The following is a 26,809-nucleotide window of genomic DNA, read 5'->3' as shown; positions in this document are numbered from 1 at the left end:
AAAAGATGGAATCTTAAAACATGCATTATTTTTACATGTTTAAGATGAATTGAAAAGAAGACTCTGGATGTAACTGACGAATCGTCGATCCAACCAGAGAAATTTCATATGTCGGAAAACAAAAAAGCCAGCAGATGCTGGCTTTTGGAAGTGAGAGTACGTTTAGTTATCTGACTTGGGATCAAGCGCATCTTGCAGCGCATCACCCAAAAAGTTAAATGCCATCACAGTCACCAATATTGCAATACCTGGGTAAATGGCCAAACCCGGAGACTGCCAAATAACCTCCTGAGCATTTTGCAGCATGTTGCCCCAAGAAGGCATTGGTGGCTGAATGCCAAGCCCTAGGAACGATAATGCACTTTCCAGCAATATTACCCCACCCAATGCCATCGTGGTCGCAATGATCACGGGTGACAGAACGTTTGGAAGCACGTGGCGGCGAATAATACGCCATGGTGATGCACCATAGCCCACAGCGGCTTTTACATAGTCGCGCTCTCGAAGCGACAGCGTACCCGAGCGAACCAAACGCGCGGTGGTTGGCCAACCAAACAAAGCCACAATAACGATGATGCGAATGAAGCTTGCATTCTCGCCTTGCGCCCAGCTTTCAGGCAAACCGAGTTTACTCAAATCTACAGCTGCCATGACGATCATCAGAGGCAGTGTAGGCAGAGACAGCGTGAAATCAGCAATACGCATTAATACCGCATCCAACTTTCCGCCGAAGTAACCTGCAAACACACCTACCAATGTACCCAGAACCGCGGTCATGAGTGCTGCAACCGCGCCCACAGACAACGACACTTGACCGCCGTAAAGCAAGCGAAGGAAGACATCTCGCCCAAGCTCATCAGCACCCAACCAGTGCGTGTCACTCGCGGGTTCAAAACGCGCAAAGAAGTCTACTTCAAATGGGTCATGCCCAAACCAACTCGCAAGCAGTGGCGCACTAAAGCAAAGAATGGCGAATAGCAGAATAAATACACCACTGACCAGACCGGCTTTGTGCTTACAAAAGCGATGCCACACTAAAACCCATGGTGAAGATGCTTGGCGCTTTGGCGCTGCTACCGGAGCAGCATTTGTCATGTCTTGTGTCATGCTGAAGCTCCTTTTGTCAGACTGATTCGTGGGTCCAATTTCGCGTAAGCAATATCTGCCAACAAATTACCCAATAGCGCGGTAAAGGTAATCACCATCAAACCAAGCAATGCAAGATTGTAGTCATTGCCCATGATGGCATCGAAGATTAGCTTGCCCATTCCCGGCCATGCGAACACGGTTTCGGTGATAAGTGCACCCGACAACAAAAAGCCAATATCCAACGCGATAATGGTGACCAAAGGGATCATGGCGTTACGCAACGCATGACGGAAAATAACACGCGTTCTTGACGCCCCTTTTGCTACCGCAGTTCGAATGTAGTCCTGACGCATCACCTCTAGCATGGTGCCACGAACGTAACGAGAATGGCTTGCCACGTTCAATACGGTCAGCGAAATAACAGGAAGAATAAGGTGTTTAATTTCAATCCAAAAACCGCCACCTTCCGCTTCTCCGGTTCCGCCTGCTGGTAACCAACCTAGTGTCACAGAGAATACGAGGATCAGCATCAAAGCCAACCAAAACGCTGGCGTTGAAAAGCCAACAAACGCACCAAAACTGATGACGTAATCCGCCCAAGTGCGGTGTTTCAATGCTGCGATGACACCAACAGGTATCGCGATAACCAGTGAAAGAACCGTCGCAATACCAACCAGTTTCACGGTGTTCCAAACCGCCGGAATGAGAACATCTTCTGCGGGTTGATAATACAAACGAGAGTATCCGAAATCCCCCTGCACTGCTGCCACCAGCCAGTTCCAATACCGTTGAACCAACGGCTGATCCAAACCTTGCAGTGCTTTAAGCATGGCAACATCTTCCGCTGTCATGTTCGGATCAGACGTTGCCATTAAATCAATCGGGTCTCCAGGCATCAGACCAATAAGTGCGTAAGAAACAAATGAGACCAAAAACAGAACAAATACGCTTTGTAATGCCCGGCCAATAACGAACTGCATCATACCGTGGCCTCCTTGCAATCAAACTTTTTTGCATCTATCACTTCACTCGGAAAGTGACACGCAACAATGTGTTTGCTGTCTCCGCCGTATAGCGACGCGATAGGTGCTTCTGTTTTGCACTTGTCTGTCGCTTTCGCACAGCGAGGGTGAAACGCACAACCACTAGGTGGATCGATTGGGCTTGGCACATCACCTTGCAGTGATAAGCCTTTGCGTCGTTTTCCTCTGCCCACTTCTGGTACTGCCGCTAATAAGGCTTGGCTGTAGGGGTGAGCGGGATTAGCAAAAAATGCATCGCGCGGCGCTTGCTCAACAATCTGGCCTAGGTACATCACCACAATGGTATCGGCAAGATAATCGACCACCGCCATGTCATGGCTAATGAAGAAAAAAGAAAGGTTTCGTTCGCGCTGCAATTCTGCAAACAAGTTGAGGACTTGGCTTTGCACCGATACATCGAGCGCTGAAAGAGGCTCATCCGCGATAATCAATTGAGGCTCAAGTACCAATGCACGAGCAATACAAATGCGCTGACGTTGACCACCAGAGAACTCATGCGGGTAACGATCTAAAGCATCTTCGCTGAGCCCTACCGCGATGAGAGCATCAATGACCTTTGCCTTACGTGATGCCTTGTCTCCAACGTTATAAACCTCAAGCGGTTCGCCCACCAGCTCAGAAACAGGTAAGCGAGGGTTTAGGGCTGAGTATGGGTCTTGAAACACCAAACCTAGCTTACGTCGAAGCGCTTTGAGGTCGTCGCCTTTTAGATCTGCGGTTTTAATACCGGCTAACTCTACGGTCCCTTCCACAGGGTGTTCGAGTAACGCCACCATGCGCCCTAGCGTTGATTTTCCGCAACCAGACTCACCTACAATTGCAATGGTTTCCCCTTCATCTAATGAAAGGGAAATCTTGTTTACGGCTTTCAACTCTTGCGCAGGTTTCCCAAACCACCCTTTTTGTCCAATGGGGTAGCGCTGACAGACATTGTCTAATTTTAATAATGTCATAAGTCCGTCCTTAGATATGGTGACACGCAACGGTGTGCACGGCACTTAATTCAACTGTTTCAGGCATGGTAGATACGCACGTTGGCGTTGCTTTACCGCAGCGATCTGCAAACGGGCATCCATTGCCTCGCAGATCAAGAGGTGGCACTGCTCCAGGAATCGCTGGCAACACATCACGTGCTCCACCAATTTTAGGTAACGTTGCCAATAAGCCTTGGGTATACGGGTGTTGCGGGTTTGCAAATAGCTCTTCAGCTGTCGCTTGTTCTACAATACGCCCTGCATACATCACGATAACGCGCTCTGCGAGCTGCGAAACAACGCCTAAGTTGTGGCTGATGAACTGAACCGCTGTACCTGTGGTATCGCGCAGTTCTTCGAGCAAATCGAGAACCTGCGCTTGTACCGTCACATCCAATGCCGTTGTCGGTTCATCGGCGATGATCAGCTCCGGTTCACATGCCAGTGCCATGGCAATCATTACACGCTGTCGCATCCCACCGGAGAGTTCATGTGGGTAGGCTTTTGCGCGTCGAACCGGATCAGGGATATGCACCCTTTCCAGCATTTCTATCGCACGTTCTTTTGATTCGGCTTGATTACTACCACGGTGAAGCTCAAACATTTCGGCGATTTGATCGCCGACAGTCACAACAGGATTCAGCGCTGTCATCGGCTCTTGGAAAATCATGGCGATGCCTTCACCGCGTACTTTTTGCCAATCCGCATCACTGTTGTTGAGAAGGTTTTCACCACGGAAAACCACCTCACCACTGGCTTTCATGACATTGGGTTGAAGCCCCATCAAGGTAAGTGCAGCAAGGCTCTTACCACAACCTGACTCTCCCACAACACCAAGAATCTCGCCTTTCTTAATATGAAAGCTGATATCGTTAACCGCTGGGTAGCCTTTAAAGGCTACCCGCAGACGACGAACATCCAATATCGTCTGTTCCATTGACGGCTCCTACTTCTTAGTGGTGTACCACTCTTCAACCCAGTTAGTTGACGGGTACATGTGGCCCGTCGGCGTCACACCTTCTAGCCATTTCGGCATCACAAAGCTATCTGCTCGGAAATACAATGGCAGCGCTGGCAAATCTTCCGCGTAAATGTTCTGAATCTCATGGAAGATCTTCTTACGCTTTTCAGTATCCAGTTCCGCTTCAACTTTGTTCAGCAGTTCATCCATCGCTGGGTTCTTGTAGCCAATGTAGTTTTGGCCAGACCAACCATTCTCTTCCGTTGGGATGTTGGTTGAAAGTAGCGTGGTACGCGGAGGGCTTTCTGGTGATGAATACCAAGCAAACATTGCAAGGCCTTTGTGCTTACGTTTGTTCAACGTTTCACCAAAGTACACGCGTGCTGGCTGGTTATTGATGTTCACCTTCACACCAATCTGTTTCCACTGTGATTGCAGCACTTGCTGTACCAACTCACGGGTTTTGTTGCCCGCCGTTGTCATCAGTTCAATTTGGAGTTCGTTACCATCGCCATCAACCATGACACCGTTCTTCAGGGTATAGCCAGCATCAATAAGCAATTGCTTGGCTTTTTCTGGGTTGTATTCGTAACGCTTGACATCAGCAAAGAACGTCGTATCACGCGGGCTCACGTTGGTATCGGCAACGGGCTGTTTGCCCGCAAACAATTTATCAACTAGCTGTTGGCGATTTGCGCCGTAAAGCAGCGCTTGACGCACTTCTTTTTTAGCAAGATGCGGGTTGTCCATTGTTGTGTCTAGGTGCTCGTAAAGCAGACCCGGCTCATAGTGAACGTTGAATTTATTGCCGTGGCGTTTTTCTAGTTGCAGCACTTGATCAAGAGAAAGGCCAAGTTCGCCCGGTAAATAGTCAACTGAACCAGAAAGTAAGTGGGCTTCAAGCGCTGACGTATTTTCAACGGCTTTAAAGATAAGCTCATCAATGACGGGTGATTTACCTTTCCAGTGCGGGTTTTGTTCTGCAGTAATAAAGCTGCCCGGATTTACTTTGGCGATGACAAATGGGCCGTAGTAAAGACCAGGATTCGTAGGCTCTGTCGCGTACTTGGTCGTTTTCGAGTAGCTGGTTGGGTCACTCTCATATAGCTCGCCTTCCACGTGGGCAGGCATGGGTGTTGGAATAAAGGTGTTGTACTTAAACGTAATCTTGTTCAGGTACACTTCGAAATTTTTGTCATCAAGCAGAACCAGTTTTTCCATGGTTTTTGCTTCTTGCAACCCCGGATTACCGACACGCTCGTCCGTTTCAATGTCGTAACCCAGCTTAATGTCTTTACTGGTGACTGGAACGCCATCGCCCCAGAAAAGATCGTCAGGAATTGTGACGGTCATTTTGATGCCTTCACTTCCATCATCTAGCTTTATACGTTCCGCTAGACCATTTTCAAAACTTGGCACTTCCACACAGGCGTTACATTGTAACAGCCAGTCTTTACCATAAATGACGGTGCCGCGATGCGCCGTGCTAAGAATATAAGAAGCTGCAACGTTTGATACGAGAATAGGGTGCAAGCCTTCAGGGTATTGAGACATACCGATTTTCAGGGTTTCAGCGCTTGCTGATGCAGCCGAAAGCGCAAGAGGTGCTGCCATCGCCAATGCGAGGATTGTTTTCTTCATTTTATCAGTTCCTTTGTATGCAGCTGGGGAAATTCCGTTACCCAAATATCATGCGCAATTAAGGTGGTTTCATTAGCCCCAAAACTAAATGCAGTTGAAAATTGCGCATATGCCTTCAATGTTAAACATATGTTTCGATTATTGTCGACTGCACATTGTTTACAATTCATGCAGAAAGAACAAATAAATCACGAAAATGCCCGAACAGGTCGCATTTAAACATTTTTAACAATTTAAATACTTACAGCTCAATTGGTTACACCAATAAACATCAAGCATCACAATGGCAATGCTAATTTTATGGGTAATCATGCGGTATGTTTATGAAGGGAGAGCATGTGAGGGTAGAGACACATACAGATGGTCGCTTACAAGCCATTAAATTGTCTAGGGTTAACGTGAGATCCGCACAATTCCTCGACGACCCAAACCATCGCCCCCAGTGAATAGTTAGGCACTAATAGATTGAGAAGTGGACGACGTATTCCGCGACCTCAATATGGCAGGCTATCGTCGACGGGAGTTAAAACGGGACGATAGCGTGTGGTTTAAACATCCAGAGTTGGCATGGCAGCCGGTTTTTCGCCTTTAACCACCACACGATGAAGTTTACGTGGCTTATCACCATAATCCGTGACAGCGAAATGTTGGGTGCAGCGGTTATCCCAAATAGCGACACTCCCTGCTTCCCAGGTAAATCGAACCTGAAACGCCTCCTCACGACTCAGAGAAAATAGTGAAGACAGCAAATTATCCCCGTCTTTGCCGTTTTTTTCACTGAGAGCGTTTATTTCTACACATTCCAAATCGAGGTTATCAATGTACTGGCAAAACTGTTCGTTAATGTAAAGACTGGGGTGATCTGTTTCTGGATGACGAACGACCAATGGGTGTTGTACCCCATTCATTTTGCCAGCTATCTGCGCAACTTTACTTTCGCCCTTCGCGTTGGTTTTATCAAACCGACTACCGGCAAAACCGTGAACAGCATGAGTTGCCGTTAGTCCCTGCAAAGATTGTTTCATTGCGTTAGGTAAGGATTGATATACCGCTTCCATTGACGTCCAAATTGTATCCCCTCCCTCATCAGGAAGATGTTGAGCGCAAAGCACTGAGCATTTTGGCGGCGCTTTTTGCCATGTCATGTCCGTATGCCAATAGCTCTTCCCTGGCGGATTACCCGGCGTCGTTTCAATCACACTCACTTGTGGGAAGCCATCAACATGGGGGAAAAATGGATGCGGCGCTTCCAACTCGCCAAACCGACGAGCAAGTGCGAGTTGTTCATCAGGAGAAAGATACTGATCTCTGAAAAACACCACTTTGTCGTTCAAAAATGCCTGATATATCTGTGCAAAATCGTCGTCGCTGCACGATGCAAGCGCGACACCATCAATGATGGCGCCAATATGGGGAGTGAGTGGCGTGATTGTTAGCATCTGTCCTTCCAAATGATTGAGCAGGTTGTCGACGTATTAGAACGGGCAAAGCGTCTTTATCGTTCATCATACACCTTAGCAACTCAACAAAACGTCAGTGTGCTCCTTAGATCAACCCATCACACAATATTGTAAGTCGTTGGACGCCAAATCCCCCACTCGTTGGCATAGGGTGCTATCGACCTATTTTCCTTTCCTCCGCAAGATTTCTCTTTTGATTTGCGGTAACATCGCCTCGTCTTTCAAACCCTTGGATACCGCCGTGGCACACACCAACGAACCGACTTTTTTCTTCTTTGATTATGAAACTTTTGGCATCAGTCCAGCACTTGATCGCCCCTGCCAATTTGCAGGAGTAAGGACAGACAAAGACTTCAATATCATTGGTGAACCCTTGGTGATCTACTGTCAGCCACCGAATGACTACCTTCCTCAACCTGAAGCGTGTCTAATCACGGGGATAACACCACAAACAGCGGTAAGTCGTGGCCTTCCTGAACCAGAGTTCATTGCGAAGATCCATGAGCAGTTTTCTCAGCCAGGAACCTGCTCCGTTGGCTATAACAATATACGGTTTGATGATGAAGTTTCTCGTTATACCTTGTATCGCAACTTCTTTGACCCGTATGGCTGGAGCTGGCAAAACGGGAATTCAAGATGGGATCTCTTAGATGCCATGCGCGCAGCATATGCGCTTCGTCCAGACGGTATTGAGTGGCCCGAGAACCAAGAGGGGTTTACCAGCTTTAAACTGGAACACTTGTCGGTCGCTAATGGTATTGAACACGCCAATGCGCATGACGCGATGGCAGACGTGATTGCTACTATCGAAATGGCGAAAAAATTCAAGCAAGCCCAGCCTCGCTTATTTGATTACCTATATACGCACCGCAATAAGAACAAGCTGACCGCACTAATTGATATTGTTGCCATGAAACCATTGGTTCATGTATCTGGCATGTTCGGCACAGAGCGCGGTAACACAAGCTGGGTTGTGCCTGTTGCTTGGCACCCAGACAACAAGAATGCGGTTATTGCTGTCGATTTAGCGTTAGACCCTACCCCTTTATTTGATCTCGATGCCGATGCCCTGCGCGAGCGTCTTTACACCAAACGCGCTGACCTCGCCCATGATGAACTTCCAGCCCCTATAAAGCTCATTCATATCAATAAATGCCCAGTGCTTGCTGAAGCTAAGACCTTGCGACCTGAAGATGCAGAAAGGCTAGGTATCGATCGTCAGTTCTGCTTGGAAAATCTCAAAAAACTTCAAGCCCATCCAGAGGTTCGAGAGAAACTGGTCGCGCTATATGCGGAGAAGCCAGAATATGCGACCTCCAATAATGTAGATGCCGAGTTATACAATGGCTTTTTCTCACCGTCTGATCGCTCTACCATGGATATCATTCGTCAAACTAAGCCTGAAAACCTTGCCGCGCTTGATATTAAAGTGTCAGACCAACGTATTAAGCCGTTGTTATTCCGTTATCGTGCTCGAAACTTCTCATGGACGCTAACCGATAGCGAACAGAAAAACTGGCACCTTCATCGTCGTGATTATTTCGAAACTCACTTGCCCGAATATATGACGCGGTTAGAAGATCTAGTGGAAGAACATCAAAGCGATGAAAAAAAATTGTCCATCCTTAAGTCCGTTTATCATTACGTTGAATCGCTTGTATCTTAGTGTTTATCACTGACTTTCCCTAAATACCGTGTGATGTGCGCTATACACCCCTGAATAAACAGGGGTGTTACGGTTGAAATTCTGTGATTTGAGTCCACACTTTTCTTATAAGAGATAGTGATATGGATGATTAAATGGTCACGAAAGTTAACAGTCGATGCTACCGATTTTCTGACGTCGATTTCGAGCCTGAAAGCCGCTCCTTGTATTGGCAAGACAGCTCTGTGACAACACTCACCTATGAAGAATGTCGGTTGCTGGAAATGCTTTGTTATCATGCGGGGGAGGTGCTATCTGCTCGCGTGCTCTATGCATCCACTTCTCTGCCTGATTCTTCATTTTCTCAGCATCAAAGCAGTCTGTGCTCACTGCTATCTAAGTCATATCGACAAGGCGAAAAAGCACTTCCGTTAGATGTGGTTGGTGATCATGGTTATCGCGTCTCTTTGCCTCAAAAGACCTACCAACGCCAGGCGATGCCTGCGCCGGATCCATCCGTGCCAGATCCGCTCGATGTTCACATTGACGAACCTGTGATTGATAACATCGGTACCAATCGCCACATTCTTCCTATTATCGCTGTCACATTAATATCGCTCTTAACGGTGGCCGCTGCATTTGCCTACTTTATGTAACACGAACACATTTGCCTAACTAATGTGCAATAGTGGGAATAACCTCGCATTGAACAAGATTTTCATAGCCAGCTCAGTTTAAAATAGCATTACGTTCAACCTTGCTGGCTTTTCTCCGTGAAACATCTTCTTGGCTTTGTCCTCATTGCCGTTTACTACCTGATTGGTAGTTTGTTGACTCAGCTGTTACATCTTCCTATACCCAGCAGCATCGTAAGCATGCTGTTACTTTTTGTGAGCCTCACAACTGGCATAGTACCCGCTCGCTGGGTTAAAGATTCCTGTACATTGCTCATCACCATCATGCCGCTGTTTTTCATTCCAGCCAGCATGGGATTAATGAACCATTTCCATTTTCTCATCAGCGATTCAATTCCACTACTCAGTGCCACAGCACTAAGCTCACTGCTGGTGTTTGTTATTGTGGCAAAACTTGTTGATAGATCTCAGGGGAGCGAAGAATGATTTGGTTGTTCGCTACATTAGTCACGTATTTTATTGCCCGTCAGGTTGCGCTGAAGTTACGCCATCCCGTCTTTAATCCGATGCTGCTCAGTATGTTGGTATTGATGCCATTGCTGGTATTCACGGACAATACCTATGAAACCTATTTTGACCAAAATGCCATCATCAACTTTATGCTCGGCCCAGCAGTGATCGCTCTGGCTTATCCTCTCTACGAACAAATGCACGTGATTCGACGCCAATGGAAAATCATATTGATAGCTTGTACAGGTGCAAGTGTTCTATCAATGATTCTTGGATCGGTTATCGCTCTTCTAGCTGGCGGCGATTTACAAATTGCGGCGTCTGTCTTGCCTAAGTCGATTTCTACGCCCTTTGCATTAAGTACGGCTGAAAGTATTGGCGGCATACCCGCGGTTACTGCCGCTCTGGTGGTTATTGCAGGTCTACTCGGGGCACTGTTCGCTTACCCACTTTTAAACGCCATGAAGATCAAATCACCGTTGGCGCGTGGATTATCAATTGGCGCAGTATCTCACGCAATTGGAACGGCAAAAGCAGCAGAGACAAACTATCAGGAAGGTGCGTTCAGTTCGTTAGCATTGGTTATTTGCGGCATTATCAGTGCAATACTTGCCCCATTTATCTTCCATGTCGTTGAGTTATTTGTTAATTGCAACGCAATCACGACTTGCTTCAAATGAAATCGAATTCATGTGAGGTCACCTATATTTATGAAACATGAGATATGATTGCACTGACTTAGTGATTTTGATCACGTTTATTATCCAGCGTTTGCCCGTAGAATACTCAGCCATACCATTGCCTTTGGAGCAAACATGCGAGTTAGCATTCAACAAGCCATTTCAGCGCTTTCGTCGCCACTGAAAGAAGCCATAGAAACGCTGTGCGCTTCTCCAGAATTTGATGCGACTATTAGCGCACAAGAATACGATAACTTGCTTGAAATCACAGGCTTGTCCGATCAAGACCTGCGCGTTGCATTACTGCCTTTGGCAGCAGCCTATTCTGTTGCACCCATCTCTAAATTTTATGTCGGTGCTATTGCTCGTGGCGAATCAGGCAAGCTCTACTTTGGTGCAAACATGGAGTTTGAAGGCGTTCAATTGAGCCAAGCTGTTCATGCAGAGCAATCAGCCATTAGTCATGCTTGGTTAAAAGGCGAAACGGCACTAAAAGACATCACAATTAACTACAGCCCTTGTGGTCACTGCCGCCAGTTTATGAACGAAATTAACGGCGCTGATAAGCTCAACATTCAACTGCCCAACCGTGATGCCAAATTGCTGCATGAATATTTGCCTGAGCCATTTGGGCCAGCAGACCTCGGTATCGAACAGCCTCTGCTTGCGCCGGTTGATCACGGTTTAACTATCAGTGAAGACGAGCCACTTGTACAAGCTGCCGTCGCGGCAACCAATCGTAGCCATGCCCCCTACTCACACAATTTGAGTGGTGCAGCAATTCGAGACATCAACGGCAACGTATATTCTGGCATGTATGCTGAAAATGCGGCATTCAATCCAAGCCTTCCACCACTTCAAGTTGCTCTCATTGCGATGAACTTGGCTGACGTAAAATTGGAGGACATCCAAGAGGTTGTTCTGGTTGAAAAAGCCCGTGCTGTTGTTAGCCATCTGCAAGATACACAAGCCATTCTTGAAGCACTAAACCCAGACATTCCGTTGGGTTATTTGGCGATTTAGCGCTAATAACGCACATTTGTCGTCCAAAAAAGAAAAACGCCAGCAAACACTGGCGTTTTCGTTATACCCCGCGTTAAAAGTTAGCTACTATCACGTCACTTTTTCTAAATTCTGAACACGCATGAGCCAACCTCACAACCCTATTATTGGCGCTTCTTGGATGCTTACCGCTGGCGTTTGCTTCGCGATGGTCAATAGTCTAGCCCAATATGTAAGCTTCAAGATGCAACTGCCTTCTACGACGGTCGCCTTTATCCAATACTTCATTGCGCTTGTTGCGATGATCCCTTGGCTGCGTAGCATGGGAATTCGTGAAGCATTAAAAACCGACCATCTCGGCATGCACTGTTTACGCGTGTTCTTCTCAGTCATTGGGATACAACTTTGGTTGTGGGCGCTTGCCTACCCCGTACCGATTTGGCAAGGTATCGCGCTGCTAATGACATCCCCCTTATTCGCCACCATAGGCTCAGGTTTGTTTCTGGGTGAACGTGTTGGCCCTGCCCGTTGGATAGCGACGTTAAGCGGGTTTATCGGCGCAATGATCATTCTTGAACCATGGTCTGATGATTTTAACTTGGCCACACTATTACCCATTGGGGCTGCATTCTTCTGGGCGACATACTCCTTGATGGTGAAAAAGTTATCTCATGCAGATTCACCAACAACCATGGTGGTTTATCTCCTTCTGCTTATTACCCCGTTCAACATTGTTTTGGCGATCCCCGAATGGACGCTGCCAACAGGTAACACAGCTTGGCTCATGCTTCTCGGGGCTGGCTTACTAACTGCCATTGCGCAATGGGCCATAGCCAAAGCCTATGCGGCGGCAGATGCGTCATTTGTTCAGCCTTTTGATAACGCAAAACTGCCACTCAACGTGCTATTTGGTTTCTTAGTGTTTGGCTGGGTACCGCCAGGTCGTTTGTGGTTGGGTGCTGCCATTATTGTCGCTGCCGTGTTTTTCATTACACATTGGGAAACTCGCAAACCAAGAACGGCTTAAACCGCTAGAACTCTCGTATACAAACGGCCACTTATAGTGGCCGTTTGTTTCAGCACGCCCATACTCAATCAGAATCATAGCAACCAATAACGGACCAACCGCCAAAGCAAACGCTTGCGCAAACGTTTGCTTAAGGTAAAATCACCAGCAGTTAATTGCATTGTTGGAAGATAATCATGTTTGGAACTGCTACTCGTCCGGGCGCAACGCGTGTTTTGCTATTAGGCTCTGGTGAATTAGGTAAGGAAGTGGCCATCGAATGCCAACGTCTTGGCATTGAAGTCATCGCTTGTGATCGCTACGCTGATGCACCCGCGATGCAAGTCGCACATCGCAGCCATGTCGTCGATATGCTTGATGGTGATGCGCTCGCCGCGATCATTGCACAAGAAAAACCTGACTTTGTTGTCCCAGAAATCGAGGCGATTGCAACAGACCGCCTTGTTGAGCTAGAAAAAGAGGGACTCAATGTTATCCCTACCGCACGCGCCACCCAACTCACCATGAACCGTGAGGGCATCCGCCGCTTAGCTGCAGAAGACCTTGGTGTCGCCACATCACCTTATGCATTTGCCGATACATTTGAAGCATTCAGCAGTGCAGTCGAATCTGTGGGTAAACCCTGTGTGATTAAGCCAGTGATGAGCTCCTCTGGCAAAGGCCAAAGTGTGATTAAAACCGATGCTGACATTGAGGCATCTTGGGCATACGCTCAAGAAGGTGGCCGTGCAGGTGCCGGACGCGTCATCATCGAAGGCTTTGTCGAATTTGATTACGAAATCACCCTGCTTACCATTAGCGCGATTGATGGCATTCATTTCTGCGCACCAATTGGACATCGCCAAGAAGACGGTGACTATCGCGAATCATGGCAACCACAAGTAATGAGTGATAAAGCGCGTGCTGCCGCGGAAGACGTTGCCAGAAAAGTGGTGGGGGCATTAGGCGGCTATGGTTTGTTCGGCGTCGAGCTATTTGTTAAAGGTGACGAAGTGCTGTTCAGTGAGGTTTCCCCTCGCCCACACGATACCGGTATGGTGACATTGATTTCTCAGGATCTGTCAGAATTCGCCCTTCATGTTCGCGCTTTTGTAGGACTACCCATCAACAACATTAGGCAGTTCGGCCCTTCCGCATCCGCAGTGATTTTAGGCCAAGGCACGTCAAACAACATAGGATTTACGGGTCTAACACAAGCGCTGCGCCACCAAGATTCGCAAGTTCGTTTGTTTGGTAAACCTGACATTGATGGTCAACGCCGCCTTGGCGTTGCGCTAGCACGTGACAACACGATTGATGCTGCGATAAGCAAAGCAGTCGCTGTAGCCTCTGCCGTAAAAGTTGAGCTGTAGTTTCTCTATTACTTCAATCTACAACCGCCGTAATCAAACACGCCACCTTAATGGGTGGCGTGTTTATTGAGCCCGTACAATTAACGGAGCGGTAACCTGGCTTACTCTGACTCGATAAGCCAGACTTCTTCCACAAAATGACTCGCCGCTTTACCCTTTGGTGGCCGATCGCTGTTTTCATCACGATCAAGGCAAGTGATCTTGCAGCCCTCAAACAACGAATGCACTTCATCGCCAGTCACACTAAATGGAGGGCCATCCATTTGATCCTGAGGATAATCCAAGGTAACCAATAAAATACGCCCACCCGGCTGCAACAAAGAAAGCAAACGAGCCACATAACGCTGACGAAGGTTACCTGGCATAGCAATCAGTGCTGCACGGTCATAGATCAGTGGATACTGAGCCAATGGCGCAGAGAAATAGTCTCCACTGTAAATGGAGACTTCATCAAATTGATACAGCTTCATCATTGGGCTGATTGCGGTCACCAAGGGGGTATATAAATGCTCAGAGAAAAACGCACGAACAGCGATCTCACTTAGCTCAACACCAACAACTTCATCATGCTTGCTCGCAAGCCAGCTTAGGTCGACCGACTTACCGCACATCGGCACGAATACCGCCTCATGACGCTGAGGATGAAGAGCTTGCCAATGCTTTAATAAAGAAGGGTTTGTCTCTGTGAGGTGAAAGCCAATTCGATTCTCTGCCCAGCGACTATGCCAAAATTCCTGATCCATCTTCAGCTCTTTAGAAAAATACTTACAGTGGCCTCTATCATATACCCAAACAACATGGTTTTGTTGGCCGACGAACTGCATCCTCAAGGTATGACTCAACAAAACATATACAATAAAACTCGTATATCTGAGCACGCCATGTAAGTTTCGAAGGATCAATACGCCCATATTCGTGATCAGCGTCTCGATGTTTTCTCATTCCCTATTGTTTTTTGTGTAAATAATAACTACTGTATAGACATACAGTATTGGATAAACATACAGGAATTTGAGATGAAACACTCGTATGCAACTCCCCATTCAGTACCTCATCAGTCGCTCTCACGCCCAGTCGTGCGTGAGCATTATGCTCGTCTTGCTGCCGGTGCAAAAAGCTATCGTCATACTGGTTCAAATACCTTTTCTCAGGAAGGTAATTCAAATGGGGGATTGGTTTCGGTCAACGTTTACCAAAACAATATGAGTGAATTGGCTTACTTGCTTCGAGTCTTAAAGTCATTTAGTGAAAGCCAAAAATGGATTACCTTGATTGCCCCGCCGTCTCGTTTTTGTTTGTCTCTTTTTCAACAAGCGGGTATTCAGACATCTCAAATCCGTATTGCAAGGCCTACTTCAACACATGATGCAATTGCATTGATGAAGAAAGCGATGGCATCAGATACTTCGTCTGCCGTGATTGCTTTTGGTGAGTATGAAGATTTTAATGACACCGTTTTGCAACAACAGCGCATAACGTCAGGCGAAGAAAATACTCAAGCCCAAGGCTTCGTCATCAATGGATTTTCTGAACGCCTGCACTGATCCAATGGTTATAAACAACAAACACTGCCTCGCGACAATCAGCTATCAACGATTCTGATTGTCGCGAAACCTTTATGAATTAGACCTGCACCTCTACATTCTTTGATTCATCAATCGCATCCATTATTTTCAAATCCCATTTCTGAACAAATGACCCATAGATTTTGTTAACTATACTCAGCCACTTCACTCTTTCACTTCTTAGATTGATAGCATGGGCAGTTATTTTGGGTAATAAGTTAGATTTAAAGGCGCTCACTGCGCTCGTCATTGGTTCAATGATTGGTGCGGGAGTATTTAGCTTGCCGCAAAACATGGCAGCCATCGCTAGTCCTGCAGCCGTGACACTTGGTTGGGCGATTACGGGTTTTGGCATGGTCTGTCTCGCACTGACGTTTCAAGAATTGACCATGAACAAACCCGACATTACTGGCGGTGTATTTGGATATGCTCAGGCAGGGTTTGGCGATCTTTGCGGGTTCTTTTCTGCATGGGGTTATTGGCTAAGTGCTGCCGTCGCGAATGTCTCTTACCTCGTTATCGTTTTTAGCACATTGGGTTTGTTCTTCGACACGAGCTCAATGACGCTGTTTGGCAATGGAAATACCCTTCTATCTGTTGGTTTATCATCCATTCTGATCTGGCTCGTCCACGCATTGGTAATGCGTGGCGTCCAAACTGCAGCCATCGTGAACTATGTCACTACCATTGCTAAACTTATTCCTATCATCATCTTCATTGTCGCTGCGTTATTTGCTTTCAAATGGCACACCTTTACCTTCGATTTTAGCGGTGTGACTATCGCCAATGAACCCAGCCTGTTTGATCAGGTAAAACAAACCATGCTGATCACTGTGTGGGTATTTATTGGCGTTGAAGGCGCTGTCGTGGTCTCGAGCCGAGCACAGAATCGTAAAGATGTTGGTCGAGCAACTATTCTGGGGCTATTAACCTGCCTATTCTTATACGTGTCAGTCACTTTGCTTGCAATGGGGGTAGTTTCAACGCCTGAACTTGCGAAATACCCTAACCCATCAACAGCGAAAATTCTCGAGGCATTAATTGGTAAGGCGGGTGTTGTCATCATTGGTACAGGTTTAATTATTTCGGTCTGTGGCGCCTACCTAAGTTGGACTCTTCTGGCGACAGAGACACCTTATACGGCGGCAAAAGATGGCATGTTTCCAAAATGCTTTGCGAAAACCAATAGCAACGGTGCGCCCACACATTCGCTCTGGCTAACCAGTTCGGTGGTGCAACTGTGTTTAATTTTTATGTATCTCATTGGAGGAGGTTATGACGACCTTCTCACTGTCGCATCGGAAATGATTTTGGTGCCGTATTTATTGGTGGGGGCTTATCTTCTTAAATTATCGCGTGTCGAACTGAGCACCACACGAGTAAGGATGATCGCAACACTAGCGACACTTTATGGCATTTGGTTACTTTACGCCTCTGGATTCCACCACCTACTTCTAGCAACGCTCTTGTATCTTCCCGGCATTGCATTTTATCTGTTTGCGAAGCACGAAAGCGGCGAGCCTGCATTCAAAGGAAGGAATAAGTTCATTCTTATTGGTGTTGTGATTGCGGGCATTGTTGCCGTTTATCTGATTGCCAACGGGGTGAAACTTTAAGGCGGGATATACCATTGAAACGCCGTTTTTCAGCCCTACTCACAATCATCATCACATGAGCAAACCTACGCAAATAAACGCAAATAAACGCAAATAAACGGCGAGGTAATTAGCTAGGTATTTGGCAAACAAACTTCACAGCTAAAACTGAACCTGAAGGACATCACGCTCTTCTTCCAGCTGTGTGATTTGAACATGAGTTTTACGACGAATTTTATCCAACTCACTCTCATCAAGTGCGTAAGGTAGCATGATGTTCAGCGCTTCAATGTGCTGTTTCTTTGCCTCTTCAATCAAGGTGATCAGATTAGAAACATCACTGTACAAAGAAGAGAGTGAATGGCTAACAGCAGATGCAAACGCCTCACTTGGAAAGGCGCAGTTAGTATTCTCTGGCTCAATTGCGCCACGACGACGCCAGCGTGATACTTGCACCATTAGGGCTTGAGAAAAAGTCCAGCTCTCGCGGCTAGACTCACAGAGAAAGTGAGTGTAATCAAAGTTGATTACGCCACTCAGATGACTCTCCGTTCCACCAACATATCCTGTCATAGCAAATCCTGCTGCTTTATTTTCAATCCAATTCGCATCCAAATGCTAACTACACCCAAGTAACCTGAAGATGTAGGCTTGCTTGGTATAACCCTCATTTGTTTAATAAACAGGTGTATTAAACAAACTAGGAACATTCAAATTACCACTCACTATATGTATTTTTCGAGAGTAATCTCGCAAATAAACGAGAAGTTTGGGCTTGATCAGCGATTCATTGTTCATAAACAAAAACACCATCATTAACGGCTACAGCACGTTAACAGTGGCGTAATTTTTAGCGAAAATTGCCTACAAAAAAACCAGCTCGAAAGCTGGTCCAAAACTTTATGAAGCGGTGGAGAAATTAAAGCGCTTTGTAAAGCACCTTGCTACCCACTTGTAGGCGTTCAACCACACCCTCTTCTGCCAGTTTCTTCAATGCCGCGCTCGCCCATGAAGCCGCTTTCGCTTCTTCCTGGCCAGCCGCTAGACCGATTCCTTTAGGATTAAGACCTTCAGCATTTTGACGGACAATATCCAGAACCTGCTGTTGTTTCGGAGTCAGAGAAGTACTCGCCACAACTTTAGGTGCTGTTTCAGTTTTTGGCTCAATAGCCGGTTTTGCCGCTACAACGGCTTTCGCTGGCTTTTCTTTTTTCAAAGACGCCACTGAAGCTGATTTCACTGCTTTAATGTGTTTTTGAAGTTTGCCTTGAACTTTACGTTTATGAGAGATCTTCATTAAATCGTCCTACTCCGATGCACTGCGTTAAGCATCCCCTGATACAGCAGGGTGAAAAACAAAGCGCGTTTTATACCAAAATCCGCATGGGTTTTATAGCGCTAACCGTGTTTTCGGATGAAAGTTGAGCCAAGTGTCGGAAAGTTCTTGTTATTTTGTTTGAAAGTTAAACAGCGCCTCTTTGAATGACTAAGGCATCTCTCGAATGTTATGTTAACGGAGTGATCGCACTATGCTTTGATTATGTATCGAATAAAGGATCTCTAAAGAAGTGAACAAGCAGTTGCTGATTTATCCACCATACCAACAGCTCGGTAAATATTTTTCCATTGCAGTCATAGTGCTTATCATGATTGTGCTGACGCTCGTCATCGTTAATCCACAGATCAATGCAATTCCAGCTTTCCTAGGCGTAAGTCTTCTTGGTGGTTTAGGCTTTTACATTGCTCGTATCATCGACCAACAACGCCTCTCATTTTCACTGTCCGACATGCACCTCCAACACCACACGCCAAAAGGTGGATGGAGCGTAAAATGGCGTGATATCCGGGAAATTGGCATCCCCTCTGTTTCTACTCAAGGCTGGCACCAACCTATGCCATGGCTTGGCATCAAGCTCAAAGACTATGAACCTTTGTTAGACGGAATCAGTTTTCGTCTTGCTAGCCACATCATTATGGAGCAACGAGGTTTATTGCTAACAGCCTATAGACGATCTGAAACCCAGCGTAAAACTAAGCTCGAAGACATGATGTTCGACGACACACCCTATGTTGGGGCGAGTGGAAAAGTCTACAAAGGTTTAGTCGCGATGTTGGCAAACCGCATGAAATATACAAGAGAACTATTGGGCTACGACGTGTTTGTCAGTGAAGATTTATTAGACCGGCCGCTAGAGGATTTTGTGGGATTAACGCGTCGGTATTTAGCCTCTGCGGGGCGACATCCCGCAGAGAAACCAGAGTAAAGTAGGACTCCTTTACCAAATCGGCATATTGTCAGCAACATGCGGGTTTTGTTGACGCTCAACACCAAACGTTGAAGTTGGGCCGTGACCAGGCACGAAGCGAATATCATTTCCAAGAGGAAACAGCTTCTCTTTGATTGAGCTAATCAGTGTTGCGTGGTCGCCTCTCGGAAAGTCGGTACGACCAATGCTGCCATTGAACAGTACATCGCCAACCCATGCCATACGATCATCTTCACTAATGAAGCAAACATGCCCAGGAGTATGTCCTGGCGTATGAATCACATTCAGCGTGCTTTCGCCAATGGTTACCGTGTCGCCATCATTCAACCATTGATTTGGCTCAAACGACTCGGTGAGCGCAAAGCCAAACATTTCGCTTTGTTTCGGTAACCCTTGAAGCCAAAATGCATCCTGCTTTTCAGGGCCGATAACTGGCACTTTATACGCTTCTGCAATATCCACCGTTCCACCCACATGGTCAAGGTGACCATGAGTCAGCAACACTTTGGTGACTTTTACACCTAGCTCATCAACTTTTGCAATCAATGTAGCCACATCGCCACCGGGATCGACCAATGCTGCTTCGTTGGTTTTATCACACCAGATGATGGAACAGTTTTGCTGAAAAGCGGTAACAGGGACAATCTCAAACTTCAAAGCCATAATACAATCCGTATAAATGCGAAAACGCGCAAAGCATACCATGCTATTTCCACTATTTTAATGTTGTCATCCTATCCCGCTCGCATTTAGCGCCTGCTATGTCATCTTGCTGTCAACTCGCTGACACCAAGACGTCACCATACTGACGTTCTTTTTTCATTTAACCGTCGTAGCTTGTCATTTGTCACATCACACGTTTTGACCAATAAATGGAAAGCTATGAATTCAATCTCAGTGCGTACCCTGTGGATCTCAGATCTTCACCTAGGCAACAAAGATTGCAAAGCAAAATACCTTCTCGACTTTCTCCAGCACCATGAGGCTGACACCATCATTCTTGTTGGAGATATCGTTGACTTCCATTCCATGAAGTCAAACCGACACTGGCCAGAATCACATAGTGAAGTCATCTCCTTACTGATTCAGCGAGCCCACGCCGGTACCCGCTTAATTTATGTGCCTGGCAACCATGATGCAGCCATTCGCGATTACCTATCCTTCGATTTTGGGCGCATCGAAGTCCATGCACGCTATCTACATGAAACAGTCTCCGGCAAATGCATCATTGCCCTTCACGGCGACGAATTCGACAACGCCGTATGCCACAGCCGACTCACGGAGTTAGCTGGGTATGTCGGGTATGATTTTTTGTTATTTCTCAACAGATGGTGGGCGTGGTCAAGACGGCGAATGGGCTTCTCCTATTGGTCGTTGGCGTCTTATATCAAATCCAAAGTCCAATCTGCGAACGTTGCCATTTCCCGTTTTGAAAACGCGGCGGTTCAGTTTGCGCTGAGAAAAGAGGCTGATGCCGTGGTATGTGGCCATATCCATCACCCGGGCATGAAGAACATTGGCGGGACGCTATATCTCAATGACGGTGATTGGATTGAAAACTGCACAGCACTCATTGAACAACACGAAGGCACACTGCAACTGATCCGCTGGACAGAAAAGCCAGAATTGATTTGTGAAACCAACGCGTTTGTCGACCCCTCATTAGTTTCAATGTCACCTAAAAGCGTTGACGTTGAACACCATGACTTTATGAGCAATGAGCCTGAGAGCGATCAATCTGAAGATAAAGACTCAGAAGCCGCTTGATCAACCAAATTGAAAAAGGTCATTTTAGGAAAACTATGTTCAATATCGATGAAGTAATCACCCACCATTATCCGAATTTGGCGCAAAAGCCTTGGCTAGCAAAGCCCGTATCATCAACGTTGCACAAGTTGCTCCACCAGCAAGCATTTCATGATTTTGCTAACAAATACCCGTACCTGAAAGGTTTCGAATTTGTCGAGCAAGTATTGGACTACTTTCACTTTAGCTACTTCACGAGTGATCGCGAAAAAGAACGCATTCCCCGTGCTGGCCGTGTTGTGATCATCGCTAACCATCCCATAGGTTCACTTGATGGATTAGCATTGCTCAAGTTGGTAAGAGAAATTCGTCCTGACGTAAAAGCCGTTGCCAATAACTTGCTGATGCAAATTAAGCCGTTGCACCACTGTCTGCTACCGGTGAATAACATGTCGGGCAAGACCCCAAAGGATAATCTGCGAAACATTGATGACTGGCTCAACAATGAAGGGGCCATCATCATATTTCCTGCGGGTGAAGTATCTAGATTGGGTCCTACGGGTGTTAAAGATATTGACTGGCAGAACGGCTTTCTAAGAATGGCGACCAAAGCCAAAGCCCCCATACTGCCCATACATGTTGATGGCAGAAATTCAGCCGTGTTCTATGGCGCTTCTATGGTTTACAAACCACTATCTACGTTGCTTTTGGTGAATGAAATGTTTGGGCAAAAAAATAGCCATATCACCTTCACTATAGGCGAAGCCATCCCATATACCAGCTACCACGCGAGCAAGAACTTACCCACTAAAACACGGGTCAAGTTGGTCAAAAAACACCTATATAATATTGCAAAAGGTAAGGTGGGTTTGTTTCCTACCGAATCAGCAATCGCCCCTCCCGAAAACCCGTTAGCACTGCAAGAAGAACTGCAAACCTCTGAGACATTAGGCATCACACCCGATGGAAAGATCATTTACCTCTATCGCTACAAAAACGAATCATCGGTTATGCGGGAAATCGGGAGGCTGCGCGAAGTGGCATTTCGCGCCGTCGGCGAGGGGACAGGTCAGCGACGTGACATCGATAAATATGATGAACACTACTTTCATTTGGTGCTGTGGGATCCTGCGTGTCTAGACATCGTTGGCGCCTATCGCTTCTGCGATACCCAAGCCGTCATCACTCAGCAGGGCATTCAATCACTATATACCCATAGCTTGTTCAACTACGACGAAGGCATGACCCCTTACCTGAATGCAGGATTGGAACTTGGGCGAAGCTTTGTGCAACCCAAGTATTGGGGTAAACGCAGCTTAGAGTATCTGTGGCTTGGCATAGGTGCATTCCTCTCTAAGCACCCCCACTATCGCTATTTGTTTGGTCCAGTCACCATCAGCAATGCCATGCCACATGCCGCCAAAGAGTTGCTTATCTTTTTCTATCGTACATATTTTGGTGCGACGTCTGACGTGGCGCGATCAAAGCATCCATTTAATATTGATAGCCAGAAAGAACATGAGTTACTTAATCACTTCTGTAGGAATGATTACCAGCAAGATTTAAAAACACTGAAGGTATTGCTCGATAATCTCGGCACCAGTATTCCGACATTGTACAAACAGTACAGCGAGCTTTGTGAGACCGGCGGCGTTCAGTTTCTCGATTTCGGCGTAGACCCCGATTTTTCAGACTGTATTGATGGTTTAGTTATGGTTGATATGAGCAAGCTCAAAGAGAAGAAACGTCAACGCTATTTGCGTCCTAACAATGATCAACAACCAACAGAACTCGCACCAAAACGCCAATCAAATAAGCAGACTAGCCCAGTCTAACCGTCTAAAAACAAAAAGGGCGCTAGCTCGAAAGCTACGCCCTTTTCACATCAACTGTCTTCCAACTCAACGAGGTATTTTAGCGATCACTACCACGTTCTTGCTGGGCCTGTATCAATATGGATGAAACCACTGTTGGGGTAATAGCCTACTCCCCCAGCTTTCAGCGAAAGTGCAGCATCACGAATACTTGCCAATGGCACGCCTTCAATATGGAAATCGATGGCTTGCCCAGTCATGTGATAACTTTTCTTCGCTTGACCCCCACCCTTTTTGCGCAGCATTTCGTTCGTGGCTGGTGAACGATAACCCGACACCATACTAATAGGATGCTTTGCCCCTACTTTTTGATAAATAGCCGTCAGCTGGTCATACAGCTTCTTGTCCATCTCGGTTGAGACATTTCTACGGTGGTCACGACACAAATTATTGAGTTCATGTAGCTCATTCGCAAGATACGTTTGACCGTCGAAATAGCAAATATTTAGGTGTTCACCCGTGTTTATGCTTGTCATCGACAGTACACGAGGTTCGCCGGAGGCCAAAGGTAGAGCAAGTGCCTTTTTCGGTAACGCTGCCGCTACCACACACGCCGCACCACCCAGCAAGAAGCGGCGACGTTGGGTATCCAAACCGTTCATAAAAACCAACTATTTCCCAAAAACTAAAATTCACAAAACAAGTCGCCCACTGCTTTGACGTTGCAGCTAATGGCGCTTTAAACAAACAGGAATCTAACGGCAGTTGATATATGAATCAAACGGTCAAGTGTCTCTAAAATGAGCGAACAGCTGTAAAAAGCACCGCTTCGTGATGAATTTAGATGGTTTTTTATCTTTGTCAGTAAAATGTAAAAATGTGTAAGTGTGGCGCACGTCTCTATTTTTACTCAAGCAACCTCACGCAACTCGAGGATGACGATCTCATTTCACAAGAATGTGGAATTAAAAGGTTGGATTATTTGCAGCGACAGCCCCTAACGAAGTTAGGGTGCGTTTTGGTCTTGCATCGTAATGATAAACATCACTGCGAAACTCAACGTTGCCTTCCCCATTCACCCATGCGGTTTGATAGATGGTATGAACTGCAACTTTTTGCCTCAGTGTCACCCATTTGGTTTCGAGATGCTGACGGTAATAGTCATAATCGCCAAACTCCAAACCAGAACGACTCAACAATACCTGCGCCAATGTTTCCGCTTTTTGAACACGAATACACCCTGAACTGAACGCCCTTCTCTCTTTACTGAATAAACTCTTTGCAGGCGTGTCGTGCAGGTAGATAGCATTGCCATTAGGGGTATTAAATTTGTAGCGCCCAAGTGCGTTAAAATCGCCTGGGGATTGCTGTAAACGATACGGGAAATTTCTGTCCGTGACGTTGTCCCAGTCAATATCGCTATGAGGGATCACATCGCCATTTACCCAACTGCTCAGCACCGTATAGCTGTGCTTGGACAAATACTCATTGTCTTGACGCGCCTTAGGAAGAATGTCTTTGCGCATAATCGTCACAGGGACATTCCAGCTAGGATTGAATACAACAGAATCCAACCGAGAATCAAACAATGGGGTTCTTCTACTTGGACGTCCAACTACCACTTTGCTGTCGAGTACGAGTTCGCTGTCAATCCACAACTCCATTTCGTAATTGGGAATATTCACCAGAATGATCTTGCTTCTCTCAGTTGGCCATAAGCGCAAACGTTCCATATTCAAAGCAAGAATTTGGATGCGAGCATTTACCGATTTATTCAGCCATTGGCGGGTTTTATTGCCTATTACGCCATCTTCTTTCAAGCCGTGACGAGCCTGAAAGCGCTTAACAGCACCAACCAATGTGGCGTTGTAGTCACTCACTTGTGCGATTTTTAGTCGCTGAGCTTCAGTGCCGCTCAACACACCATGTCTTTCCAAGCTGGTGATCAGACTGTCTGCGTCATCGAGTTCTTTACCCGGTCGTATCAGCCCACCTTGCGCAAACTTGGGCCAATACCGTTGTTCTACGTCTTGGAGCTTAACGATTGCTTTCGCCATTTCGCGATATTGTGGCGTATCTGGGCGCAGTTTAAACACATAATCAAAAAGTTGGTTTCGGCTTCCAGCTGCAACAAGTCCGTTGATTTTGGTCAGTGTTGGTGGCGGTAAATCATCTGTAATATCGGTGCCAAAGAACCAGCTTTTCCCATGAGTTGGGATACCATCGATATAACGGGTCAACGCAAGCAGACTGTCGGTGGCAAACACGTCGTATGCTCGCCAATCACCACTCGATCTTAGATCCCTCAGCATAAGCGCACGCCATTCAAAATCTTCACTCAATCCTGCAAGAGAAATAATGTTGATCTGCGTTTCTAGTTCATCCTTAGCGCGATAATCATGCCAAATGGGGGAGAAAGAAAAATACTCATAGATGTTGGCAAGATCGCTTGTGTGAGAAACCACCCCGACTTCTGACTCCGCTTGTTTCACCCAAGTTAGCGCAGATAATGACGGCTTTTGTTGCATATCAGAAGGTTCCGATGCCCATAAGGACATAGGTATTAAGGCTACCACCCATAATGCCTTAAAAAACGTACGAGCTAAAAACATGCGCTACCTCCCAATTGAGATCTTAGTATGGCAAAGGACGCGGCTTTCGTTGGCGGATTTTTTATGAATCTAGAAAAACAAAGAGTTAGAAAAGTATGACGTCATAGCATGACCCAATGATTATCCCAGGTCACGCCAGATGTATGAAAATTAATACTTTTTCTAGCCAGTTGAAATGCAACCCTGCCACTGCCTGCGCTTAACGCAAAACGGTCAGCTTCAGCCGAGACGCCAGAAGCATCCATCAAGGCTGATAGTGACTGGAGCTCACCCGTTTCAATATCCCAAACCCCAAAACAATTGCCACGAGGTGAGGTAGCTATCACTTGTTTATCCGTGCATGCCACACTGCCGATGTAGTGTTGAAAACGCGTCCACTGCTCAGTACTCCCCTTGAGAGTTACAAAGTCACCATTATTTCGCTTTATCGCTAATAATGGTGAAACTTTATCGGTATCACCTTTATATTGCTGCGCAATCACCACGTCTTTAGCTGAACTCACAGCAAGATGACGGATGCTTAATTGGTGGTCTTTTAGATAATATTGCTGGGTGACGTTCCCTGATGGAATATCGATGAATACCAAAGCGGGCTTCATCGTGCCGAGGTTCATTGGTATTCGCTTATCCGTGTGTATTCCCCCAACAGCAACAGCCAAAGTAAGCTCATCGACGACTTTAAGCTCATGCGGGCCAATCCCAAAACCAACAATCTCATGAAGTTTGGTAAGGCTGCCATTGGAAGCAATACGGTAGATACCAATCACACCTTCGCTTGATCCTTCAACACCTTCGGTTGTCAGCAACACGTCACCCAGCACATCGCCATGACCATAAAAATAGCGTTGAGGATCGGAATGATAAGTAGAAAACACCTTACCCGTCTCTGTTGATATCACACGGATATAAGTGCCTGGCCGACGAGCAAATACAAAGGCTAAACGCTTTTGGTGATCAACAGCTATTCCGTGACCACGTGATGGAAGTGGTGAGGTAAAACAGACCTCTCCCGTATCATCAATGGCCGTCACATTGAACTGACCGTCTGATTGACGAGCACATCCTATGTAAGATGGCGTCGCGGTCTTAGACACTCGATGCCGCGCATATAGTCCACCAGCAACACTGCCACCAGAGACCAACACCGCCAATGCTGATAACAACATGCGTCGTCGTTTTTGGCTCACCATG

General features: G+C 46.5%; 25 protein-coding genes. 12 read left to right on the top strand and 13 right to left on the bottom strand.

Annotated features, from left to right (window positions below):
- Positions 1 to 162: 162 nt before the first annotated feature.
- The 6 genes from L4D06_RS07230 to L4D06_RS07205 all read right to left on the bottom strand — a co-directional run bounded on the left by L4D06_RS07230 (position 163) and on the right by L4D06_RS07205 (position 7,147).
- Positions 163 to 1,107 (bottom strand): ABC transporter permease, encoded by a 945-nt coding sequence (locus L4D06_RS07230; protein WP_274165546.1) that lies wholly within the window; start codon positions 1,105 to 1,107, stop codon positions 163 to 165.
- Positions 1,104 to 2,072, bottom strand: coding sequence for an ABC transporter permease (locus L4D06_RS07225; RefSeq protein WP_274165547.1), 969 nt, complete (start codon positions 2,070 to 2,072; stop codon positions 1,104 to 1,106). Before L4D06_RS07225 ends, L4D06_RS07230 begins: the two co-directional genes overlap by 4 nt.
- Positions 2,069 to 3,085 carry an ABC transporter ATP-binding protein gene (locus tag L4D06_RS07220; protein WP_274165548.1) on the bottom strand — a complete coding sequence of 339 codons (1,017 nt, stop codon included), beginning with the start codon at positions 3,083 to 3,085 and terminating at the stop codon, positions 2,069 to 2,071. Before L4D06_RS07220 ends, L4D06_RS07225 begins: the two co-directional genes overlap by 4 nt.
- A gap of 10 nt (positions 3,086 to 3,095) precedes the next feature.
- Positions 3,096 to 4,043 (bottom strand): ABC transporter ATP-binding protein, encoded by a 948-nt coding sequence (locus L4D06_RS07215; protein ID WP_429738501.1) that lies wholly within the window; start codon positions 4,041 to 4,043, stop codon positions 3,096 to 3,098.
- Positions 4,044 to 4,052: 9 nt separating this feature from the next.
- Positions 4,053 to 5,708, bottom strand: a complete 1,656-nt coding sequence (locus tag L4D06_RS07210) for a peptide ABC transporter substrate-binding protein (RefSeq protein WP_429738499.1) — start codon at positions 5,706 to 5,708, stop codon at positions 4,053 to 4,055.
- Positions 5,709 to 6,256: 548 nt separating this feature from the next.
- On the bottom strand, positions 6,257 to 7,147 hold the full coding sequence (locus tag L4D06_RS07205) for a TauD/TfdA dioxygenase family protein (protein ID WP_274165551.1): 891 nt from the start codon (positions 7,145 to 7,147) through the stop codon (positions 6,257 to 6,259).
- A 262-nt stretch (positions 7,148 to 7,409) separates the two neighbouring features.
- Between L4D06_RS07205 and sbcB the strand changes: the two genes are divergently transcribed.
- The 7 genes from sbcB to purT all read left to right on the top strand — a co-directional run bounded on the left by sbcB (position 7,410) and on the right by purT (position 14,019).
- Positions 7,410 to 8,834, top strand: coding sequence for an exodeoxyribonuclease I (gene sbcB, locus L4D06_RS07200; protein ID WP_274165552.1), 1,425 nt, complete (start codon positions 7,410 to 7,412; stop codon positions 8,832 to 8,834).
- A 134-nt stretch (positions 8,835 to 8,968) separates the two neighbouring features.
- The gene (locus tag L4D06_RS07195; protein WP_274165553.1) at positions 8,969 to 9,469 is read left to right on the top strand and encodes a hypothetical protein; all 501 of its coding nucleotides are present in this window, start codon (positions 8,969 to 8,971) and stop codon (positions 9,467 to 9,469) included.
- A gap of 117 nt (positions 9,470 to 9,586) precedes the next feature.
- Positions 9,587 to 9,934 (top strand): CidA/LrgA family protein, encoded by a 348-nt coding sequence (locus L4D06_RS07190; RefSeq protein WP_429738496.1) that lies wholly within the window; start codon positions 9,587 to 9,589, stop codon positions 9,932 to 9,934.
- Positions 9,934 to 10,638 (top strand): CidB/LrgB family autolysis modulator, encoded by a 705-nt coding sequence (locus tag L4D06_RS07185; protein ID WP_429738516.1) that lies wholly within the window; start codon positions 9,934 to 9,936, stop codon positions 10,636 to 10,638. Before L4D06_RS07190 ends, L4D06_RS07185 begins: the two co-directional genes overlap by 1 nt.
- A 135-nt stretch (positions 10,639 to 10,773) precedes the next feature.
- Entirely contained in the window at positions 10,774 to 11,661 is an 888-nt protein-coding gene (cdd, locus tag L4D06_RS07180) for a cytidine deaminase (RefSeq protein WP_274165556.1), read from the top strand.
- A gap of 121 nt (positions 11,662 to 11,782) precedes the next feature.
- Positions 11,783 to 12,667 (top strand): DMT family transporter, encoded by an 885-nt coding sequence (locus L4D06_RS07175; protein ID WP_274165557.1) that lies wholly within the window; start codon positions 11,783 to 11,785, stop codon positions 12,665 to 12,667.
- Between the two features lie 176 nt (positions 12,668 to 12,843).
- Complete coding sequence (gene purT / locus L4D06_RS07170; protein ID WP_274165558.1) at positions 12,844 to 14,019, top strand: formate-dependent phosphoribosylglycinamide formyltransferase; 1,176 nt, start codon at positions 12,844 to 12,846, stop codon at positions 14,017 to 14,019.
- A 101-nt stretch (positions 14,020 to 14,120) separates the two neighbouring features.
- On the opposite strand, the gene L4D06_RS07165 is transcribed toward purT, so the two are convergent.
- Positions 14,121 to 14,762, bottom strand: a complete 642-nt coding sequence (locus L4D06_RS07165; protein ID WP_429738494.1) for a thiopurine S-methyltransferase — start codon at positions 14,760 to 14,762, stop codon at positions 14,121 to 14,123.
- A 273-nt stretch (positions 14,763 to 15,035) separates the two neighbouring features.
- Here L4D06_RS07165 and L4D06_RS07160 point away from each other — a divergent pair, with 273 nt between their 5' ends.
- Positions 15,036 to 15,563, top strand: coding sequence for a SulA-like leucine-rich domain-containing protein (locus L4D06_RS07160; protein ID WP_429738492.1), 528 nt, complete (start codon positions 15,036 to 15,038; stop codon positions 15,561 to 15,563).
- Positions 15,564 to 15,790: 227 nt separating this feature from the next.
- The gene (locus L4D06_RS07155) at positions 15,791 to 17,200 is read left to right on the top strand and encodes a basic amino acid/polyamine antiporter (RefSeq protein WP_274165561.1); all 1,410 of its coding nucleotides are present in this window, start codon (positions 15,791 to 15,793) and stop codon (positions 17,198 to 17,200) included.
- Between the two features lie 141 nt (positions 17,201 to 17,341).
- Here L4D06_RS07155 and L4D06_RS07150 read toward each other — a convergent pair whose 3' ends face one another.
- Entirely contained in the window at positions 17,342 to 17,752 is a 411-nt protein-coding gene (locus tag L4D06_RS07150; RefSeq protein WP_274165562.1) for a hypothetical protein, read from the bottom strand.
- Positions 17,753 to 18,098: 346 nt separating this feature from the next.
- Positions 18,099 to 18,476: a MarR family transcriptional regulator gene (locus tag L4D06_RS07145; protein ID WP_274165563.1), complete on the bottom strand. Its 378-nt coding sequence runs from the start codon at positions 18,474 to 18,476 to the stop codon at positions 18,099 to 18,101.
- A gap of 271 nt (positions 18,477 to 18,747) precedes the next feature.
- Between L4D06_RS07145 and L4D06_RS07140 the strand changes: the two genes are divergently transcribed.
- Entirely contained in the window at positions 18,748 to 19,443 is a 696-nt protein-coding gene (locus tag L4D06_RS07140; protein WP_274165564.1) for a DUF2982 domain-containing protein, read from the top strand.
- A 12-nt stretch (positions 19,444 to 19,455) separates the two neighbouring features.
- Here the strand turns inward: L4D06_RS07140 and L4D06_RS07135 are convergent, their stop codons facing one another.
- Positions 19,456 to 20,109, bottom strand: a complete 654-nt coding sequence (locus L4D06_RS07135; protein ID WP_274165565.1) for an MBL fold metallo-hydrolase — start codon at positions 20,107 to 20,109, stop codon at positions 19,456 to 19,458.
- A 219-nt stretch (positions 20,110 to 20,328) separates the two neighbouring features.
- On the opposite strand from L4D06_RS07135, the gene L4D06_RS07130 reads away from it, so the two are divergent.
- Together L4D06_RS07130 and olsF are read left to right on the top strand one after the other, a co-directional pair.
- Entirely contained in the window at positions 20,329 to 21,213 is an 885-nt protein-coding gene (locus tag L4D06_RS07130; protein WP_429738489.1) for a UDP-2,3-diacylglucosamine diphosphatase, read from the top strand.
- A 35-nt stretch (positions 21,214 to 21,248) separates the two neighbouring features.
- Complete coding sequence (gene olsF, locus L4D06_RS07125; protein ID WP_429738487.1) at positions 21,249 to 23,027, top strand: bifunctional ornithine lipid synthase OlsF; 1,779 nt, start codon at positions 21,249 to 21,251, stop codon at positions 23,025 to 23,027.
- An 89-nt stretch (positions 23,028 to 23,116) separates the two neighbouring features.
- Here the strand turns inward: olsF and mepK are convergent, their stop codons facing one another.
- The 3 genes from mepK to L4D06_RS07110 form a co-directional block, all read right to left on the bottom strand.
- Positions 23,117 to 23,668, bottom strand: a complete 552-nt coding sequence (mepK, locus tag L4D06_RS07120) for a peptidoglycan L,D-endopeptidase MepK (protein ID WP_274165568.1) — start codon at positions 23,666 to 23,668, stop codon at positions 23,117 to 23,119.
- A gap of 303 nt (positions 23,669 to 23,971) precedes the next feature.
- Positions 23,972 to 25,618, bottom strand: coding sequence for a L,D-transpeptidase family protein (locus L4D06_RS07115; RefSeq protein ID WP_489685843.1), 1,647 nt, complete (start codon positions 25,616 to 25,618; stop codon positions 23,972 to 23,974).
- A 101-nt stretch (positions 25,619 to 25,719) separates the two neighbouring features.
- Positions 25,720 to 26,808: a DUF1513 domain-containing protein gene (locus L4D06_RS07110; protein WP_429738484.1), complete on the bottom strand. Its 1,089-nt coding sequence runs from the start codon at positions 26,806 to 26,808 to the stop codon at positions 25,720 to 25,722.
- Position 26,809: the final 1 nt, after the last annotated feature.

The organism is Enterovibrio makurazakiensis (assembly GCF_050336585.1).
Classification (GTDB): Bacteria; Pseudomonadota; Gammaproteobacteria; order Enterobacterales; family Vibrionaceae; genus Enterovibrio; species Enterovibrio gelatinilyticus.
This window is presented reverse-complemented; position numbering and strand designations above follow the sequence as displayed.